This is a genomic window from Rhodococcus sp. NJ-530 (genome assembly GCF_003860625.1).
GTDB classification, from domain to species: domain Bacteria; phylum Actinomycetota; class Actinomycetes; order Mycobacteriales; family Mycobacteriaceae; genus Rhodococcus_F; species Rhodococcus_F qingshengii.
Genome location: NZ_CP034152.1, coordinates 1,668,303 through 1,685,298, shown reverse-complemented (window position 1 = coordinate 1,685,298; position 16,996 = coordinate 1,668,303). Strand labels below are relative to the sequence as shown.

The window sequence follows — 16,996 nt, the reverse complement described above, 5'->3', positions numbered from 1 at the left end:
GCCGAACGCGGGCGGGGCATCACCAGGTGTCGGCGGCTAGGAGCCGAAGATGTTGCCGAGGCTGCCGAGCGAACCGGTGCCGTTGCCTGGTTCTTCACCGTCGACGGGTGCGGCGATCTGGACGGAGACCTGATCGGACGATGCCGTCACCGTGCCGGCGCCCGAGTACTCCGCCGCGACAACTCGCTGCCCTTGAGTTGCGGGCTTCCACGAAAGGCTGGCCTTTCCGGATGAATCGACCGTAGCCGTGCCGATGACGGTCTCGCCGTCCTTGAAGGTGACTGTGCCACCCGCATTGGCGGGGCTGATTTGAGCGGAGATCGTCTGGGCAACGCCGACCTGGCCCGCTACTACGCTGAGATCTGTTGTGGAGCTTGTTGTTCCGGCGGGCTGTTCGGCGACTGTCACATTCGCGGTGGTACTCGACCCGGTGACACCGGATCGACCGGCGAATACGGCTTCCACCGTCTGTGCACCGGCGACCGTCGGAACCCAGGCATAGGTCGCTTCACCGTTGCCTGCCACCGGTACCGAAGCGAGCACCGTTCCGCCGACCTTGAACGTGACCGTTCCACCGGTGCCCGACGCGGACACAGTCGCTTTGAGATTGGTCGACTTGCCGACCTGCGCGCCCGAGATCGGCGCCAGCGTCGTACTGGACTGAGCATCGGCCTGCGAAACGTTCACGATCAGCGCTGCCGAAGCGGAACCGACGGCACGCGCCGTGTCGGCGAACTTCGCTGTGATCGAGTGGTCTCCACGGGTGGTCGGTGTCCAGGCAAGTGTTGCAACACCATTGGCGAGCGCGCCCGCACCGATCTTGGAACCGGCGTCGAAGAACTCCACCGAATCACCGTCGGCACCACCGGTCACCGTCGCGCTCAGCGTCACCGGCTGCCCCACCTGAGCGCCACTGACCGGTGACACGGCGGTCGTCGAGACGTTCTTCTGAACGTTGATCGACGGACCACGACCATTTGTCGTGTCGTCAACGAACACCGTGCCGTCGAAATGCACCGTCGTCGACAAATCAGTACCACGAGCACAATCCGCACCGACGCGATACTGGAATTCGAACGTCTTGACGTCACCGCCCCACATCGGCCATTCCGTAGCACCCGCACTCAAACGAACAGAATCAGTAGCCACCTCGTTGACACGGAACGCACTACCGTTCACCGTCGCCGAACCATCGACATACGTCATACACGCCGGATGAAAATCGCGCACCGCATACAGATTGTGAACCGCGGCAGTTCGCTTGAACACCGTCTTCGACGTGATCACATCACCCTCGGACGGCGTCCCGTTACTGATCGTCCGAGTCACCTTGTACCCGTCGGAATTGAACTCCGCCGTCACCGGAGCCGCACCAGCAACCCCGACGCCCGCAACCACCGCGAAGCCCGCAGAAACAGCAAAAACACTCAACCCACCGACAACACGACGAACACCACTCACGGACATCCAGATCCCTCTCGACAACGGGGCAGACAGGCGTCCAGGACAAGCGTCCGTCTGCTTTCGATGCCGTGACGTTATCCCATTGACTGTAAAGTAACTACGCTTTTCGCAGATTTAGTTCATCGGCGACATCGCCGAACTGCAGTAACAGTGGGCTGAACGTCCCGAACCGCACATCTGGATGCCTTCTTACCTGCGCTAAAGACAAAACAGTCGCCCGAAAATAGCGATTTACAAATCTCTGATATCGGCGTCATATTCGATTTCGGGCGTGATGCCAGAAGGTCGCAGGAGCCTCGAAGATCTCTCTCGGCTACAGGCTTGCGGCCAGAGCCAACTCGACCCGAACAGCAACGTCGACGCTCGCGTTCTCACACGAGAGATACAGCTCGTGCGCGTCCAGTCGACCTATCGCGACCGCATCGGCGACTACTTCGTTGAGCAGGACTTGAGAAATTCCACCGGAAGCGAGGTCGTGCACGGTACGCAAAGGCGTGGTGATGCGGATGGGCCCGATCTGTTCACACTCGTCGTCCGCGAGCGGCAGTCGGTGCAGTGCTACCTGGCGGGTCGGCGCCGCGAGAGGGTGCGCAACGGAGAGGTGAATGAAGCGAGGTTGGAGGTGCCCGAGGCCATGCAGATCTGCGGCACTGTAGTGCGAGACGGTGGCGCTACCGGCGAACCACGTGCACCACTTCGCGAACTCGTCCAAGGCGGTATGTCTGACGCGTTCGAGGCGAAAAAGCCCGCGGCACTCACATGTCCATGTTCCGGATTCCGTCATTTCTTCCATCAACGCCAGACCGAAACCCAGTTCGGATGCCTGGAGAGCCGTGACAAATCCGCACTGTCGCAGCGCCAGCAACTCCAGTGATTCGTAGTCCGAAGCCATGACCACCTCCGGTGACCGTCGAAAACGCCGTTTCGAACAGACTACGGGCGAGTGTGTCGCGCATCACAGGAATGAGGAAGTGCGTATTCACAGAGTTCGTTCAGACTCGTCGGGAAGAATCTGGCGAATGACTGTCGCAGCGAACAACCCTCGTCCGCGCAACCGAGTGCTCATCATCCTTCTCGTGGTGATCGCCGTACTCGTCGCGGCGCTCGTCGGTGGAGAACTGTACGTACGCAACCAGGTGAAGACCTGCATGGCCGATCAGTTCCAGAGCGAACTGGGATCCCAGGTCGACGTCGGGTTGAGCTGGAAGCCCGTACTCCTGCAGGCAGTCGACAAGAAGGTGCCGTACATCAGCATCGACAGTGACGACTCTTCGTTCGGCCCCGCAACGGGAATGCAGGTTCACGCGAAGGTGAACGACATCAACTTGCAGCCCTCGGCGGGCAACAGCGGCACCATCGGCAGCTCCAGCGCCGACGTCACCTGGTCTACCGCAGGCATTCTCGCCACCTTGCAGGAACAGACCTTCGGCGGGCTCGTCTCCGGCGTCACCGCCGACTCGAGCGCCGGAACACTCGCGTTCGACGTCGGTCCGGTCGGGCTCGCGAAGCTCACGGTCAAGCCCACCGTCACCAACGGTGTGGTCGACGTCCAGACCGTCGGCGCCGAGATTCTCGGATTGGGTCTGCCGACCGATCTGGTCGACGGCATCGTCCAGACACTCACCGACAGCCTGCAGACCTACCCGCTGGACATGAAGCCCACGAAGCTGACCGTCACCGACGACGCTATCCAGATCTCGTTGGAGGGCGGCGCTTACGCCATGCCCGTCGCCGACGCGAACAACCAGAACACCTCGGCGGTTCCGGACAGCTGCGGCCTGCTGACCTAGTCGGCCAGACCGTCCAATACTGCTCGACTTCCGGATAGTCCGAGGCGGGTGGCGCCGGCCGCGATCATGTCGAGCGCTGCCTGCGTCGTACGTATTCCGCCACTGGCCTTGACTCCCACGCCCGGGCCGACCGTCTGCGCCATCAGTGCGACGGCCTCGACCGTCGCTCCACCCGCGGGGTGGAAGCCGGTGGAGGTCTTGACGAAGTTCGCCCCGGCACGCACAGCTGTGCGGCAACATTCGACGATGGCCTCGTCGGACAGCGCTGCGGTTTCGAGGATCACTTTGAGGATCGCACTCTCCCCCATCGCCTCGCGGACGGTGAGGATATCGGCCAACACCGCACTGTAGTCGCCGGCGACCGCCGCTCCTACGTCGATGACCATGTCGATCTCGGCTGCGCCTTGATCGACGGCCAGTCGCGCTTCAGCACCCTTGACCAGCGAATGATGTTTCCCCGACGGGAATCCGACGACGGCCGCCGTCACAAGTCCCTCGGCGCGAATCGGCAACATCGACGGCGAGACACAGACAGCCAGCACACCGAGGCTGCGTGCTTCGTCGATCAGGGCGGTCACATCGGCCGCGGTGGCTTCGGGTTTGAGGAGAGTGTGGTCCACCATCGCGGCAACCTGGGAACGAGTGAGTGCAGCTTCAGACATGTTGGAAAGCTTGGCACACCACCACGCGACCGTCGCTGCAGCCGCACCTGAGAGACTAGGCCGCATGACCGCTGCACCATCGATCGATGATCGTCGCTATGTTCTGTCCCTCGGCTGCCCCGACACCACGGGCATCGTCGCACGCATCTCGACCTTTCTCACCGACGTCGGTGGATGGATCGTGGAGGCCGCATACCACGCCGATGCCGACACCGGATGGTTCTTCACGCGTCAGGCGGTCCGTGCATCGTCGGTGAGCATGAGCATCGACGAGCTTCGTGAACGGTTCAAAGCTGTTGCGGCCGAGATCGGTCCGGAAACCGAGTGGACTCTTCACGACTCCGGCGCACCCAAGAAGATCGTGTTGCTCGTGAGCAAGGAAGGTCACTGCTTGCATGACCTCCTTGGCCGCGCCGCGGGCGGGGAACTCCCCGCAGAAATCAGCGCCGTCATCGGAAACCACGAAGATCTGCGCAGTGTCACCGAGCGCCACGGGATCGACTTCCACCATGTTCCGTTCGCCAAGGACCCGGCAGAACGGGGACCGTCCTTCGAGAAGGTCCGCGCCCTGGTCGACGCTCACAATCCCGACGCCGTGGTGCTTGCCCGATTCATGCAGGTGCTGCCCGAATCACTGTGCGAGCACTGGGCCGGGCGCGCGATCAACATTCACCACAGCTTCTTGCCGTCGTTCATCGGTGCCCGCCCCTATCACCAGGCGTTCGCCCGCGGCGTGAAGTTGATCGGCGCCACCTGCCACTACGTGACCGCCGAACTCGATGCCGGTCCGATCATCGAGCAGGACGTGATCCGTGTGGACCACGCCGACGATGTCGCCGACATGGTCCGTCAGGGTCGAGACATCGAAAAGCTCGTACTCTCCCGCGGACTGCGCTGGCACCTCGAGGATCGTGTGCTTGTCCACGGGCGCAAGACGGTCGTCTTCAGCTAGAGCTGCGTTGCGCTAGAGATTGCGCAGTCGCACGATTTCCTTGTCGAACTCGTCGATGTTCTCGATCGACGACATGTGACCGACGCCCGGCAACACGATCAACCGTTCGAGGTTGCCGGCGTCGTCGAGGACTTGCGCAAGCTTGCGCGCATGGACCGGCGGAGTGAGCCGATCGAGCGAACCGACGAGCACGGTGGTCGGCACTTCGAGATTGTCGAGTCCCTCGTGAATGTCGAGGGTGCTCAGCGCTGCTCCCCAACCTCCACGGATGCGGGGCTTGCACTCACGAACGATGTTCTCGCAGAACTGAATCTCGGCCTTGGTCGCGTTCGGTGACATCGAGACGTACTGGATCGCCTTCGTCATGGCGCCCGAGGAGACGAACGGAACGGGCGAACTGAGGATGGCGCGGCCCACGGGGACCGGCACGCGAGGGAAACGATTGGGCAGTGGGATGACCGTGGTCTCGGCGATCAACCTTTCGCTCGCGGTGCTCGCGAGCATGACCGCCGACGCGTACTTCTTGACCTCGTCGGGGTGACGACCTGCCCAGGCGATGATGCTCATCCCGCCCATGCTGTGACCGACGATGACGGCCTTCTTGTCCTCGCGAACCGTGGCCGCCAGCACTGCAGAGAGATCGTCGGCAAGGACGTCCGGGCCGAGCGGAAGATTGCCGACGGTGCTGCGGCCGTGACCGCGCTGATCGTAGGTGATGACGCGATATTCGCCGGCAAGCGCATTGACCTGCGGGTACCAGAATTCGGTGGAGCACGTCCAGCCGTGACTGAGAACGATCGGATCGCCGTCGACGGGACCGTAAGCCCGGACATTGATGATCGCACCGTCGTCGGTGGTCAGTTCGCTGATGTCAGCTTTGAGAGTCGGAGTCTTCAGGAGTGCATTGGGCTCGACGTCGCTCGAAAGAGTCAACCCACGCGTGGATCGCCGATGACGGATCCCAGCGACGGCCGCGACGAGTGCTCCCACTCCGACGGCGCCTGCCAGTACTCGAAGCTCTGTGGTGCGCGAACGACTGGACATGCATTTACCCCTGACTGCTGCTGACGACAGACGGATGCAATCTATGTGTGACTGCCGTTAACCGACACTATCACTCGAACAACGCCCGTTGTCAGCGTTGGAGAGAAGAGTGGGGCAGCACACCATGAGCCGGGAACCACGGCTCGGAATGAGCGGGAGTGCGGCAAACTACCAGCGAGAACCGCCGTGCTGAATGTCGTCCACCCGCGGGCGAACGTCGACGAGATACACGCACACTGCAACGACCGCGATGATGCCCAGGAGCCCGACAGGGGACGTCGCCAAGAGGATCAACGCCGCGACGATCAGAATTCCCAGCCAGATCGGCTTGGTCAATTTGTTGACCGCGGTGAAAGCGTCAGGACGCTGCCTGACGGCATGAACGATCGCGTAGACAGCACCCACCAACGCGAGCACTTTGAGTGCGAGAAAGATCAGACCGACTAGCCCATCGACTTGAGTCACAACTACATCCTAAGTTCTCATCCGGTTCCCGACGAACACGAAGGCTCCCACACCCGGCTGAGTGAGGGAGCCTTCGTCAGGCGGAGCTGGGCAAATCAGGCCTTCTTGGCCGGAGCAGCCTTCTTCGCCGGAGCCGGTGCGGTGGCCTTGGCCGGAGCAGCCTTGGCGGGTGCAGCCTTGGCCGGAGCGGCCTTCTTCGCGGCGGTGGTCGCGCGCTCCTGGACGTCGGAAGCAGCAGCAGTCACGCGAGCGGCAGCTTCCTTGGAAGCCTCGTCAGCCTGGTCACCGAGGTCGAGGACCTTCAGTGCAGCCTCGTCGCCTGCGTCGGCGATCTTCTCACCGGCGTCAGAGATCTTCTCGCCGACCTCTTCTGCGGTGTCGGAGATGCGTCCGGCAGCGCGGCCGGCCAGCTTGGCAGCCTGCTCGCCTACGGCGCGCGTCTGACGAGCAACGGTTCCGAGTGCGTCTTCGGTCAGCTCGACGGCGTCGCCGAGTGCCGACTCTGCAGCAGCGATGCCTTCTTCGACTGCGGGCTGCTTGCGGATGCGCTCGACTGCGTCTTCGCCACGTTCTGCGAGGGAGTTGTACAGATCTCCGGCAACCTTGAGGTATGCCTCGGCGACCTTGCGGAGTTCCTCGGGTGAGAACTTCTCGCGCAGCTCGGCAAGCTCTTCGGGCAGCTCGGACGGCAGGCCGGCGAGACGCTCGCGCAGCGCATCGACGCTCTCGGCAACGTCACCCTGGACGGAAGCGAGCTTCTCGCGAGCACCGTCGACACGGCCGTTGACATCGCCCTGGGTGTTCTCGGCGCGCTCACGAACCTGAGCAACTACATCGGCCACGGCCTGGACAACCAGGTCGCCTGCGCCGACGGCGGCGTAGAGCGAGGTCTTGACGCTGTCGATGGCGTTCTTGTCAGTCATCTTGTTCTCCTAGTGAAGTCTCGGTGTCTGGAATTGCGGCCGATTCAGCGAAATCGGGCGCTGCGGCTGGTCTTGACGACTCGTTCTCGCGACAGAACGAGTCGTAGATTTCGAGCAGTACTTGCTTCTGCCGTTCGTTGATGGCCGTCTCGGCCAACACCGCGTCCCTGATGGGACTGTGCGGGCGTTGCTCGAGATATCCCGCTTGGACGTACAGCACTTCTGATGAGACTCGAAGGCCCTTGGCGATTTGCGCCAGTACGTCCGCCGACGGTTTGCGCAATCCGCGTTCGATCTGACTCAGATACGGATTGCTGACGCCGGCGAGTTGAGCGAGTTGGCGCATCGAAACTTGGGCGGCTTCCCGCTGTGCACGAATGAACCCCCCGATGTCGTGTGCCGCAGAGCTGACGACGCGAGCTGCCAAGTCGCTTGCTCCGGCTGCGGCACCGGATGATTCACGATCTCCGTCATCGGAGTTCGTCGACTTCGCTGGCATTGCGTCCTCCCTTTCCAGTGGACATTTCCCAGGATAGGAGAGGGTGCTAACTATTGCAAGCACTACTGCTAGCACTCGTGGTGGACGTCACATACCGGACAGCTCAGCCGAAGATGAGCGTCGAAATCGTGTAGATCAGCAGTCCGGCGATCGAGCCCACAACGGTGCCGTTGATACGGATGAACTGAAGATCTCGACCGACCTGCAACTCGATCTTCTGGCTCGCTTCGTCGGCGTCCCACCGCTCGACGGTGTCACTGATGACTCCAGTGATCTCGTCGGTGTAGTTCTCCGCGATGTACTTGGTGCCCTGCACCAGCCAGCCGTCGACCTTCTCACGCATGGACTCGTCGTCACGCAGCCTGACTCCGAAGCCGGCGACGTTCTCGGCGACCTTGGTCCGCAGGGTGCTGTTCGGATCGTCGACGGACTCCATGATGAGCCGCTTGGCAACCTGCCATGTCGACGACGCCAGACCCGTCACTTCCTCGCGACCCATGATCTCGGCCTTGATCCCCTCGGCCTTCTTGATGGTCTCCGGGTCGTTCTGCAGATCATCGGCGAAGTCGATCAGGAAGCGGTTGGCGGCGAGGCGTACCTCGTGTTCGGGGTTGGAACGGACCTTCCAGGTGAACTCGACGAGTTCCTTGTATATCTTCTCCCCCAGCATGGCGTCGACGAACTTCGGCGACCACGCGGGCGAATCGCGAACGATCACACGATCGATCGTCTCCTGGCTGCCGAGAGCCCACTGATGCGCCCGCTCGGCAAGCAATTCGATGATCGGCAGTTGCTTGTTGTCCTTGAGAAGTTCACCGAGCACTCGGCCGATCGGCGGTCCCCACATGGGCTCGGCCAGACGCTTCACGATCGTGTTGTCGATGATCTGGGCGATGTCCTCGTCGCGAAGAACCTCGACCATGCCGCGCAAGACCGTCGACGTCTCGGCGGCGACGCGAGCGGCGTTGGCAGGTTCGGCCATCCACGTGCCGAGCCGCAGCGGAATCTGCGCCTGCTGCACCTTGGCCGACACAACCTCGGGAGCCAGGAAGTTTTGACCGACGAATGAGCTCAGGCTGGCTCCGAGCTGGTCTTTCTTACGCTTGATGATGGCAGTGTGCGGGATGGGAAGGCCCATCGGATGACGGAAGAGCGCGGTGACGGCAAACCAGTCGGCAAGCGCGCCGACCATGCCTGCCTCGGACGCGGCCCGGACGTACCCGACCCACTCTCCGGCGCCGCGGGATTCCTGCCACCGGCAGAAGATGTAGACCACCGTCGCGAAGCCCAGAAGGCCAGTAGCGAAGACCTTCATCTTGCGAAGGTCCCGACGCTTGGCGGCGTCGTCGAAGGCGGAGAGGCTCAGTTGCTGCACCCTCGCCATTGTGCCGAAAGGTGTGACGCGGCGTAGCGCGAGCGACACGAAGTCCGATTCTGCAGGACCTAATCCCCCGAACTGCGGATGTGAGTGCCCGAGATAAAGGCGCGGACATTAAGCTGGACCGGAAAGTAGACCGATCGGACGTGGCTCGCACCACAGATATGAGATGACTCGTGGCCAAGAATGCCGTGCAGGACAACGAGCAGGTAGACGGCCCAGTCGTTGCTGATGCGAAGCCCGAGAAATCCGACGGTCGGAAGCGTCGTTGGCGTGAGCACAAGATCGCTCGCCGCGAGGAACTCGTCGACGGCACCATCGCCGCCATCCGCGCGCGCGGCCGTGAGATCGGCATGGACGAGATCGCGTCCGAGATCGGTGTCTCCAAGACCGTGCTCTACCGATACTTCGCCGACAAGAGCGACCTCACGACCGCCACGATGATGCGGTACGTCGAGACCATCTTGTCGCCGCGTATCTACGAAGCGATCAGTGGCGATCTCGACGATTTCGAACTCACCCAGGCGAGCATCACCGCATACGTCGAGACGGTGGCATCCGACCCCGACATCTACCTCTACGTCATGGCCAACGGCGCCGGCGCCAACCGCGACGTCGTTGCCGATTCCGAGCGCATGATCGCCGAATTGCTCTCCACGGTGTTGGGCAATCGTCTTCGCGAGATGGAGATGGATTCCGGCGGTTCGCTGCCGTGGGCGTTCGGGATCGTCGGCGGAATTCAGCTCGCGACGCACTGGTGGATCTCCAACAAGTCGATGTCCGCGGAATCGCTGATCGACTACCTCACGATGATGACGTGGGGCGGCATCACCGGCATAGCGGCGGTCAACGGATCACCGGCCAAGTTCAAGTCGGTTCCGCATCCCCTCGTCAAGCCTGCCGAGGACTGACTCGCCCGAGACCGAACTTTCGAGCCGCCGGGCGCGATCCTGTGGCACTCTTTCGGCATGGCACAAGACTCGCTGTGGGAAACACCGGCCGCCAAGACCCTGCGGGCGGAGCCCGGGTTCGAACTCGATCAACTCGATCGCAACAGCACTCCGGGATTCACCGGAAACAAAGCTGACGGCGAACGTCTGCTCGAGGAGCGCGGCGCGGTTCTGTCCGACCTGCAGGAGTTGCTGTACGCCAACGGCCGGTCAGGGGACAGTCGTTCAGTCCTGCTGGTTCTGCAAGGAATGGACACCGCAGGCAAGGGCGGCATGGTCCGACACGTGATCGGTCACGTGGATCCTTCGGGAGTTCAGCACGCGGCCTTCGGCGTCCCGACCGAAGAGGAAAAGCAACATCACTACCTTTGGCGGATCAAGAAGGAACTCCCCCGCGGCGGCTATCTCGGTGTGTTCGATCGCTCCCACTACGAGGACGTCCTGGTAGTGCGCGTCCACGATCTTGTCCCGGAGGATGTCTGGAGCAAGCGCTACGACGAGATCAACCAGTTCGAAAAGGAACTCGTCGACGCCGGAACCACTATCGTGAAAGTCGCGATGTTCGTCTCGCTCGACGAGCAGAAGAAGCGACTCGAAGAACGTCTCGACCGCCCGGACAAGTATTGGAAGTACAACCCCGGCGACGTGACCGAACGCGGTTTGTGGCCTGCATATCAACAGGCGTATCAGGCAATGCTCGACAAGACGTCGACCGAGCACGCGCCGTGGTACGTCGTGCCGTGTGATCGGAAGTGGTACAGCCGCATTGCGGTCACGGAGCTACTGATCGACGCTTTGGAAAAGCTCGATCTCGACTGGCCCCCTGCCGACTTCGACATCGAGGCGGAGAAGGCACGACTCGCACAGTCTTGATCAGAAGCAGGCCTGATCAGAACAGGTGTGGGGATTCGCGGTGCACTTTGTGGTCGTGACGCACAGTACTGGCGTACAGGGCTACCGCGAGGCCGATGCACGCGACGCCGGCGAGGCCGGCGATCAATGCCCAACCACCCTGGCCTGAACCTGCCGCCACCAGAAAACTGCCGAGGCAGACCACTGTGGCCAGCACCAGGAAATACGACGCCCACGCTGCAAAGAGATTGAGCTTCATCGTTCGCTCCTCCGGTCGGATCTCTTTCGTTTCGACCGTACGCCGGAGCATGACGGTCGACAAGACACCGCCGTCGCGAGGTTTCCCGACGTCTACGCCGGGTAGCCGAATTACATGGACATCGGAACTCTTTATCGCGGAATCGAATCCGCTCGCGGACTGGACGGTCCGTCCACTGGCCTCAGGCGCAGAATCCTCGAGATCACGGAGCGATCCGACCGATCGCGCACTGTCGCCGCACTTCTGCGCGGCGCCGCCGTCGGGCATCCCATCCATCCTGCCCTCGTGACCATTCCCGCGGGCGCGTGGACGGCTTCGTTGGTCTTCGATGTTCTAGGCGATCCGCAGACTGCACGACGGCTGATCGGGCTCGGATTGGTTTCGACTCCGCCGGCTTTGCTGACGGGATGGCTGGACTGGTCCGAACGTGGCGACGTCGCACGCCGAGTGGGGCTGGTGCACGCGGCGTCGAATGCAGTGGGGATCTGGTCTTTTGCGGCGTCGTACAGGCTACGCGGAAAGGACTCACTCGCGCTGGCGCGAGTGCTGTCGGTGCTGGGGCTCACCGCGGTCGGTGTCGGTGGCGCGCTCGGTGGTCACATCGTTTTCAAGCTCATGGACGATCCGGCCGTGGAGGCTGCAGCGACTCCGGTTCTCGATCCCATCCTGGATGTAGTCAACTGAGCCGATCGGACCTCGATACTGTTCAGGCGTAAGCACTTCCGGAGTAGCTCCGCAGTTCTCGCGCGGTCTCGTCCGAATCCGCCAATGGTCTGTTCATGACCCAGTGTGGGCTGCGCGTGCCCAGTGTCGCGGCAAAATCGGCGACGGCGTCCGGGGTCGGCACTGCGTGTTCGCCCAGATATCCGAGAACGATGAGGTCCTCCCCTGATCTGGTCTCCACGGCCAGGGCCCAACCGCACGTCTCCTCCCACAGCAAAGCCACCTCGCGCCCGGGGAAACGCGGCACAGTTCGGTCCAATGCGATGTAAGCCTCCAGAGGGTGCTCGCGCCTGCAACACCACTGCTCGATGCCGGCCCCCACACCGACCGCCACCCGTTGTACGTACCGCTCGAACCCGAGTCCGACGGTTGCGTCGACCAGCATTTGTTCTGTCATCGAACCTCACTCCTCGCCATCGTGTTTGGAATGTGCCCAGCGCTGACCGCGTCGAAACCCGGTTCAGATCACGGACTCCGGGTATCCCCAGACGAACCGATCAAGTGGAGAGGGGACCCGATGAAGTACTCGCCCGCTATGGCTCCCGGACGAATGCTGAAGATCTCCATGGTGTCGGTGAACGCCGATCCACTCGCACCGGTGGGCTGCTCGGCAGCCGGTGCACAGAACCTGCACGTCGACGAACTGTCTGCCGCCTTGGTTCGTGCCGGACACGACGTCACCGTCTTCACCAGGCGTGCCCACGTCGGTGGGCCGGACCGCGTTCGCGCCCGCGCCGGGTACTCCGTCGACTATCTCGAGGCCGGCCCGACGCAGGCTCTTCCGGATGCCGACATCCTCCCTCACCCGGGAACCTTTGCCAGCATTCTGCGCGCTCAGTGGAGTACCGACCGACCCGATGTGGTGCATTCGCACTTCTGGATGTCCGGTGTGGCAACGGAACTCGCGACCCGATCGCTCGGCATCCCCGTACTTCAGACATTCCATTCCCTGGGATCTGCGGCGCACCGCCACCTCGGAGCAGCCGACGACAGCCCCTCGGAGCGGACTCACCTGGAACCGTTGATCGCCAGGGGCGCAACCCATGTCATCGCGACCAGTTCGGACGAAATCTTCGATCTGGTCCGGCAGGGATCACCACGATCACGGACCACGATGGTGCCCTCGGGCGTGGACACCGAAGCATTCACCCCGGAGGGACCCGCCGCGAAGAAAACCGCACCGCATCGATTGATCTGCGTCGGAAGACTGGTGGAGCAGAAGGGCTTCGATGTTGCCGTCGCCGCGCTGGCTTCGCTGCCGGATACGGAGTTGGTGGTGATCGGCGGGCCACCCGTCGCGCAACTGAGCACCGACGAAGTGGCGATCCGCTTGGTCAAGCTCGCCGAGCGCCTCGGCGTCGCAGATCGCGTCCAATTGTTGGGACGGGTTCCGCACCGCCAACTACCGAAACTGATGCGATCGGCCGACGCCCTCGTGTGCACCCCTCGATACGAACCGTTCGGAATCGCGGCGCTGGAAGCAATGGCGTGCGGAGTTCCCGTAGTCGCGACTCCTGTTGGCGGACTGCGGGATACGGTGATCGACGGACTCACCGGGCGTCGGGTCCCGGTCAACAACCCGGTGGAAACCGCGCGCGCAGTCCGCCATCTTCTCGACGACGAGGACGAAGGCGCGGCGTTTGCACGGCAGAGCCGGGCCCGAGCGTGCGAATCGTATTCGTGGGATCACGTCGCCACCGAAGTGGTCCGCACCTACGGCCGCTGCGTCACAGCACCGCCGAGAGCCCGCCAACACAAGGGCACTCACCGAAGTGAAGTGCACTGACGCTGACGGGCTCTACGAAACTGAATTTCACGAAGCTTGGACTGAAACTGCGTGATCAAGCGGGGAAACGTCGGGTCTCTTCGAGTCCGATTGCATGATCGAGCGACTCGTAGCAGGCAAACATCGACTCCTGACCAGCTGCTTTGAGCAACCTTTGCACCGGGCGGGCGCAGACGAGCGCGAGTGTGCCGCCCACGTCGCGTGATCGCGTCGACAGGACCGACAGTACGGACAAGCCGCAGGTCCCCATGAATTCGAGTTCGGATAGATCGACGACCAGCGTCCGGTCCGCGGCCACGTGGTACGTCAAGAAGTCACGAAAAGCATTGGCGCTCATCAGATCGATCTCACCACGAACTTTGATCACAGCGGTGTGTGCACTGATGCGGTGCGCGTGAAACGATGCGGTCGCTGTCCCGGTCGCGGGAGGTCCGTAGTCTACCGATCCCTTCGCCGCGTTCGTAAAGCCTGAAATAGATGATCCTGGAACAACAGTCATGGTTCTCCCATCCCGCAACGGTTTACACTCTGCAAAAGAGAAGGGACCTCCGAAGGAGACGCACGATGAACGGGTCTCCAGAAATACGGATAAATCCCTCATCGGCTGTGTGCTCAACCTCGGTTTGAAACAGTACGCCAGCATGACGGACGTCACAAGTGCGTTGCGACCATTCGTTTCGGTGTTCCGAACAAAAATGTGGTTTGGTCTGCGGTTCCGCGAGGTAATCCGATGTTGCGATCGCCAACGGTCGTGAGCAGAATCGTGTCGTTTACCCCGGCACCACCATCGACCAAATTTCGTGTTCGGGGGTCACTGTGAAGGTCGGGATGGGTATCGTTCTCGGCACCAGACTTCACCGCGACCCCTGGTACGACGATCCGGAGAACTTATGGCACACCTCAGCGCACTCGAGCCCGATCAGGATCAGACTCAGCCAGTTGTGGAGTTGAGGATTCAAGCGACTCTCGATCAGCTGTCGATTTTGCGTGCACTGGCCGCCACCGTTGCCATTCAGGAAAACTTCGACCTCGACGCCATCGCCGACATCAAACTGGCCATGGACGAAATCTGTACGCATCTGATCGTTCGCGCTGCGCCTGATTCGGTTCTGGTGTGTCGGTTCGTCTTCACGCCCCCGCAATTGCACGTGTCCGTGTCCACGACGACCACGGAGTACGAGGACAGCAGTCAGCGTTCGTTCGGGTGGCACATCCTCACCGAACTCACCGATTCGATTTCGCTCGACCAGGAAGAGAACCTCGGCGGCGTCGGCTACATCACCACCATGAAGTTCACCAAGGCCCTCAGCGGGCGCCTGTGACCGCTTCCGCAGACGGCCCGTCACGCCCGCGTCGGCGGTCCACCGACGAATATCGGGACGTAATACCAGTTTTCGAGGAACTGCGGACCCTCGAGCCCCACAGCCCGGAGTACGAACGAGTGCGCACTGCACTCATCACCAGATGCCTACCGTTGGCCGAGCACATCGCCAGACGATTCGACGGTCGTGGCGAGGCACACGACGATCTGGTTCAGGTGGCGCGTCTCGGTCTGGTCAACGCCGTCGACCGTTTCGATTCCACGCGCGGATCCGATTTCGTCTCGTTCGCAGTTCCCACCGTGATGGGCGAGGTTCGACGACACTTCCGCGACACCGGTTGGGCATTGCGGGTTCCCCGCCGGATGAAGGAGTTGCACTTCCAACTCGGGCAGGCCATCAGCGAGCTGTCACAACAGCTCGGGCACGCGCCGACCGTCGACGAGTTGGCCGAGACGTTGGGGATCGAACGCGAAGAAGTTGCCCAGGCCTTGATCGCCGGCAACGCGTATCAGACGGTCTCGGTCGACGGTGCCGCGTCCAATCACACCGACGATCTCCCACTCGTGGAGACACTCGGTGACTACGACGCAGCTCTCGAGAACGTCGAGAATCACGAGGCGTTGCGTCCGCTTCTCGACAAGCTGCCCGAGCGAGAGCGGACGGTGTTGATGCTCAGATTCTTCGGAAATCTGACGCAGACACAGATCGCCGAGAAAGTCGGTGTGTCCCAGATGCACGTGTCGAGGTTGCTCGCGAAGACATTGAGTAATCTTCGCGAGCAACTCGACTGAGCTCCGCGAACAATTCGACTGAGCAGGACCGAGCGGGTCAGATTGTTGCGGTGTCGATCACGAATCGGTATCGAACGTCGCTCTTGATCACGCGCTCGTAAGCGTCGTTGATGTCGCTCGCCGGGATCAGTTCGATTTCTGCGCCGATGCCGTGCTCGGCGCAGAAGTCGAGCATCTCCTGTGTCTGCGGGATACCTCCGACCATGGAACCGGCGAGGCTACGACGGTTTGCGGCGAGCGAGAATGCTCGAACTTCGATCGGCTTCTCGGGCAGGCCGAGTTCGACGAGAGTGCCGTTGATGGCAAGCAAGGACATGTAGGCGTCGATGTCGAGGTTGACCGAGACCGTGTTGAGGATCAGGTCGAACTCGCCGCGAAGAGCCTTGAACGTCTCACGGTCGTTGGTCGCGTAGTAGTGATCGGCGCCGAGGCGAAGCCCGTCGTCTTTCTTGCCGAGCGTCTGGCTCAGGACGGTGACTTCCGCTCCGAGCGCCTTGGCGATCTTCACGCCGACGTGCCCGAGGCCGCCGAAACCGATGATGGCGACCTTCTTGCCGGGGCCGGCGTTCCAGTGCCGCAGCGGTGAGTACAAGGTGATGCCCGCGCACAGGAGCGGCGCTGCAACGTCGAGTTCGATGCCCTCCGGGATCGAGAGCACGAAGTGCTCGGTGACGACGATGTGCGTCGAGTAGCCACCCTGAGTGCGCTCGCCGTCGCGGCCGGTGGCGTTGTACGTACCCGTCACACCCTTGCGGCAGTACTGCTCTTCACCGGCGGTGCAGGCGTCGCACTCCCCGCACGAGTCGACGAAGCAGCCGACGCCCACTCGGTCGCCGACCTTGTGCTTGGTGACATCGGAACCCACGGCGGCGACGACGCCGGCGATTTCGTGTCCGGGGACGATCGGGTACTTGGCTCCGCCCCACTCGTTGCGAGCGGTGTGGATGTCGGAATGGCAGATGCCGGCAAATTTGATGTCGATGAGAATGTCCAGTGGACCGAGCTCGCGGCGTTCGACAGTGGTCTTCTCGAGGGGACCGTCAGCGGACGTCGCGGCATAAGCAGCAGCAGTAACCATGCACACATGCCTACCCGTGCATGGAGGGACCTGCAACTCGCAGGCCCCTCCATGACTT

The 16,996-nt window shown here is 62.2% G+C and carries 20 protein-coding genes; 8 read left to right on the top strand and 12 right to left on the bottom strand.

Annotated elements, in window-relative coordinates:
• Positions 1-36: 36 nt before the first annotated feature.
• Positions 37-1,467, bottom strand: coding sequence for an Ig-like domain-containing protein (locus EHW12_RS07880; RefSeq protein ID WP_241199123.1), 1,431 nt, complete (start codon positions 1,465-1,467; stop codon positions 37-39).
• Positions 1,468-1,777: 310 nt separating this feature from the next.
• Complete coding sequence (locus tag EHW12_RS07875; protein ID WP_003941523.1) at positions 1,778-2,356, bottom strand: hypothetical protein; 579 nt, start codon at positions 2,354-2,356, stop codon at positions 1,778-1,780.
• Positions 2,357-2,483: 127 nt separating this feature from the next.
• On the opposite strand from EHW12_RS07875, the gene EHW12_RS07870 reads away from it, so the two are divergent.
• A complete protein-coding gene (locus EHW12_RS07870; protein WP_007735358.1) occupies positions 2,484-3,254 on the top strand; it encodes a DUF2993 domain-containing protein in 771 nt (256 codons plus the stop codon).
• Here the strand turns inward: EHW12_RS07870 and deoC are convergent.
• Complete coding sequence (gene deoC, locus EHW12_RS07865) at positions 3,251-3,916, bottom strand: deoxyribose-phosphate aldolase (RefSeq protein ID WP_125050470.1); 666 nt, start codon at positions 3,914-3,916, stop codon at positions 3,251-3,253. The two genes, EHW12_RS07870 and deoC, sit on opposite strands and share 4 nt — an antisense overlap.
• A 64-nt stretch (positions 3,917-3,980) precedes the next feature.
• Here deoC and purU point away from each other — a divergent pair, with 64 nt between their 5' ends.
• Positions 3,981-4,868 carry a formyltetrahydrofolate deformylase gene (gene purU / locus EHW12_RS07860; RefSeq protein WP_003941509.1) on the top strand — a complete coding sequence of 296 codons (888 nt, stop codon included), beginning with the start codon at positions 3,981-3,983 and terminating at the stop codon, positions 4,866-4,868.
• Positions 4,869-4,880: 12 nt separating this feature from the next.
• Here purU and EHW12_RS07855 read toward each other — a convergent pair whose 3' ends face one another.
• The 5 genes from EHW12_RS07855 to EHW12_RS07835 all read right to left on the bottom strand — a co-directional run bounded on the left by EHW12_RS07855 (position 4,881) and on the right by EHW12_RS07835 (position 9,183).
• Positions 4,881-5,912 (bottom strand): alpha/beta hydrolase, encoded by a 1,032-nt coding sequence (locus EHW12_RS07855; protein WP_021333908.1) that lies wholly within the window; start codon positions 5,910-5,912, stop codon positions 4,881-4,883.
• A gap of 168 nt (positions 5,913-6,080) precedes the next feature.
• On the bottom strand, positions 6,081-6,377 hold the full coding sequence (locus EHW12_RS07850) for a DUF2516 family protein (RefSeq protein WP_003941505.1): 297 nt from the start codon (positions 6,375-6,377) through the stop codon (positions 6,081-6,083).
• Positions 6,378-6,472: 95 nt separating this feature from the next.
• Positions 6,473-7,300, bottom strand: a complete 828-nt coding sequence (locus EHW12_RS07845) for a heparin-binding hemagglutinin (RefSeq protein WP_003941552.1) — start codon at positions 7,298-7,300, stop codon at positions 6,473-6,475.
• On the bottom strand, positions 7,293-7,799 hold the full coding sequence (locus EHW12_RS07840; RefSeq protein ID WP_003941483.1) for a helix-turn-helix transcriptional regulator: 507 nt from the start codon (positions 7,797-7,799) through the stop codon (positions 7,293-7,295). Before EHW12_RS07840 ends, EHW12_RS07845 begins: the two co-directional genes overlap by 8 nt.
• 103 nt (positions 7,800-7,902) lie before the next feature.
• Positions 7,903-9,183: a DUF445 domain-containing protein gene (locus EHW12_RS07835; protein WP_020968906.1), complete on the bottom strand. Its 1,281-nt coding sequence runs from the start codon at positions 9,181-9,183 to the stop codon at positions 7,903-7,905.
• A gap of 185 nt (positions 9,184-9,368) precedes the next feature.
• Here EHW12_RS07835 and EHW12_RS07830 point away from each other — a divergent pair, with 185 nt between their 5' ends.
• Together EHW12_RS07830 and EHW12_RS07825 are read left to right on the top strand one after the other, a co-directional pair.
• Positions 9,369-10,088: a TetR/AcrR family transcriptional regulator gene (locus EHW12_RS07830; RefSeq protein WP_020906745.1), complete on the top strand. Its 720-nt coding sequence runs from the start codon at positions 9,369-9,371 to the stop codon at positions 10,086-10,088.
• Positions 10,089-10,145: 57 nt separating this feature from the next.
• A complete protein-coding gene (locus EHW12_RS07825; RefSeq protein WP_054827968.1) occupies positions 10,146-11,000 on the top strand; it encodes a polyphosphate kinase 2 family protein in 855 nt (284 codons plus the stop codon).
• Positions 11,001-11,016: 16 nt separating this feature from the next.
• Here EHW12_RS07825 and EHW12_RS07820 read toward each other — a convergent pair whose 3' ends face one another.
• The gene (locus tag EHW12_RS07820) at positions 11,017-11,238 is read right to left on the bottom strand and encodes a hypothetical protein (RefSeq protein ID WP_039973486.1); all 222 of its coding nucleotides are present in this window, start codon (positions 11,236-11,238) and stop codon (positions 11,017-11,019) included.
• A 114-nt stretch (positions 11,239-11,352) separates the two neighbouring features.
• Between EHW12_RS07820 and EHW12_RS07815 the strand changes: the two genes are divergently transcribed.
• Complete coding sequence (locus tag EHW12_RS07815; RefSeq protein WP_003941554.1) at positions 11,353-11,922, top strand: DUF2231 domain-containing protein; 570 nt, start codon at positions 11,353-11,355, stop codon at positions 11,920-11,922.
• Between the two features lie 22 nt (positions 11,923-11,944).
• On the opposite strand, the gene EHW12_RS07810 is transcribed toward EHW12_RS07815, so the two are convergent.
• The gene (locus tag EHW12_RS07810; RefSeq protein ID WP_003941464.1) at positions 11,945-12,358 is read right to left on the bottom strand and encodes a DUF6292 family protein; all 414 of its coding nucleotides are present in this window, start codon (positions 12,356-12,358) and stop codon (positions 11,945-11,947) included.
• Positions 12,359-12,478: 120 nt separating this feature from the next.
• Here EHW12_RS07810 and EHW12_RS07805 point away from each other — a divergent pair, with 120 nt between their 5' ends.
• Complete coding sequence (locus tag EHW12_RS07805; RefSeq protein WP_125050469.1) at positions 12,479-13,747, top strand: glycosyltransferase; 1,269 nt, start codon at positions 12,479-12,481, stop codon at positions 13,745-13,747.
• 55 nt (positions 13,748-13,802) lie between these two features.
• Here the strand turns inward: EHW12_RS07805 and EHW12_RS07800 are convergent, their stop codons facing one another.
• Positions 13,803-14,246: an STAS domain-containing protein gene (locus EHW12_RS07800; protein WP_007735372.1), complete on the bottom strand. Its 444-nt coding sequence runs from the start codon at positions 14,244-14,246 to the stop codon at positions 13,803-13,805.
• Positions 14,247-14,637: 391 nt separating this feature from the next.
• Here EHW12_RS07800 and EHW12_RS07790 point away from each other — a divergent pair, with 391 nt between their 5' ends.
• Both EHW12_RS07790 and EHW12_RS07785 read left to right on the top strand, forming a co-directional pair.
• Positions 14,638-15,069, top strand: a complete 432-nt coding sequence (locus tag EHW12_RS07790; RefSeq protein ID WP_003941553.1) for an ATP-binding protein — start codon at positions 14,638-14,640, stop codon at positions 15,067-15,069.
• A complete protein-coding gene (locus EHW12_RS07785; protein WP_003941515.1) occupies positions 15,066-15,860 on the top strand; it encodes an RNA polymerase sigma factor SigF in 795 nt (264 codons plus the stop codon). The genes EHW12_RS07790 and EHW12_RS07785 overlap by 4 nt, the downstream gene beginning before the upstream one ends.
• A 37-nt stretch (positions 15,861-15,897) precedes the next feature.
• Here EHW12_RS07785 and EHW12_RS07780 read toward each other — a convergent pair whose 3' ends face one another.
• Entirely contained in the window at positions 15,898-16,938 is a 1,041-nt protein-coding gene (locus EHW12_RS07780; RefSeq protein ID WP_003941488.1) for an NAD(P)-dependent alcohol dehydrogenase, read from the bottom strand.
• Between the last annotated feature and the right edge of the window lie 58 nt (positions 16,939-16,996).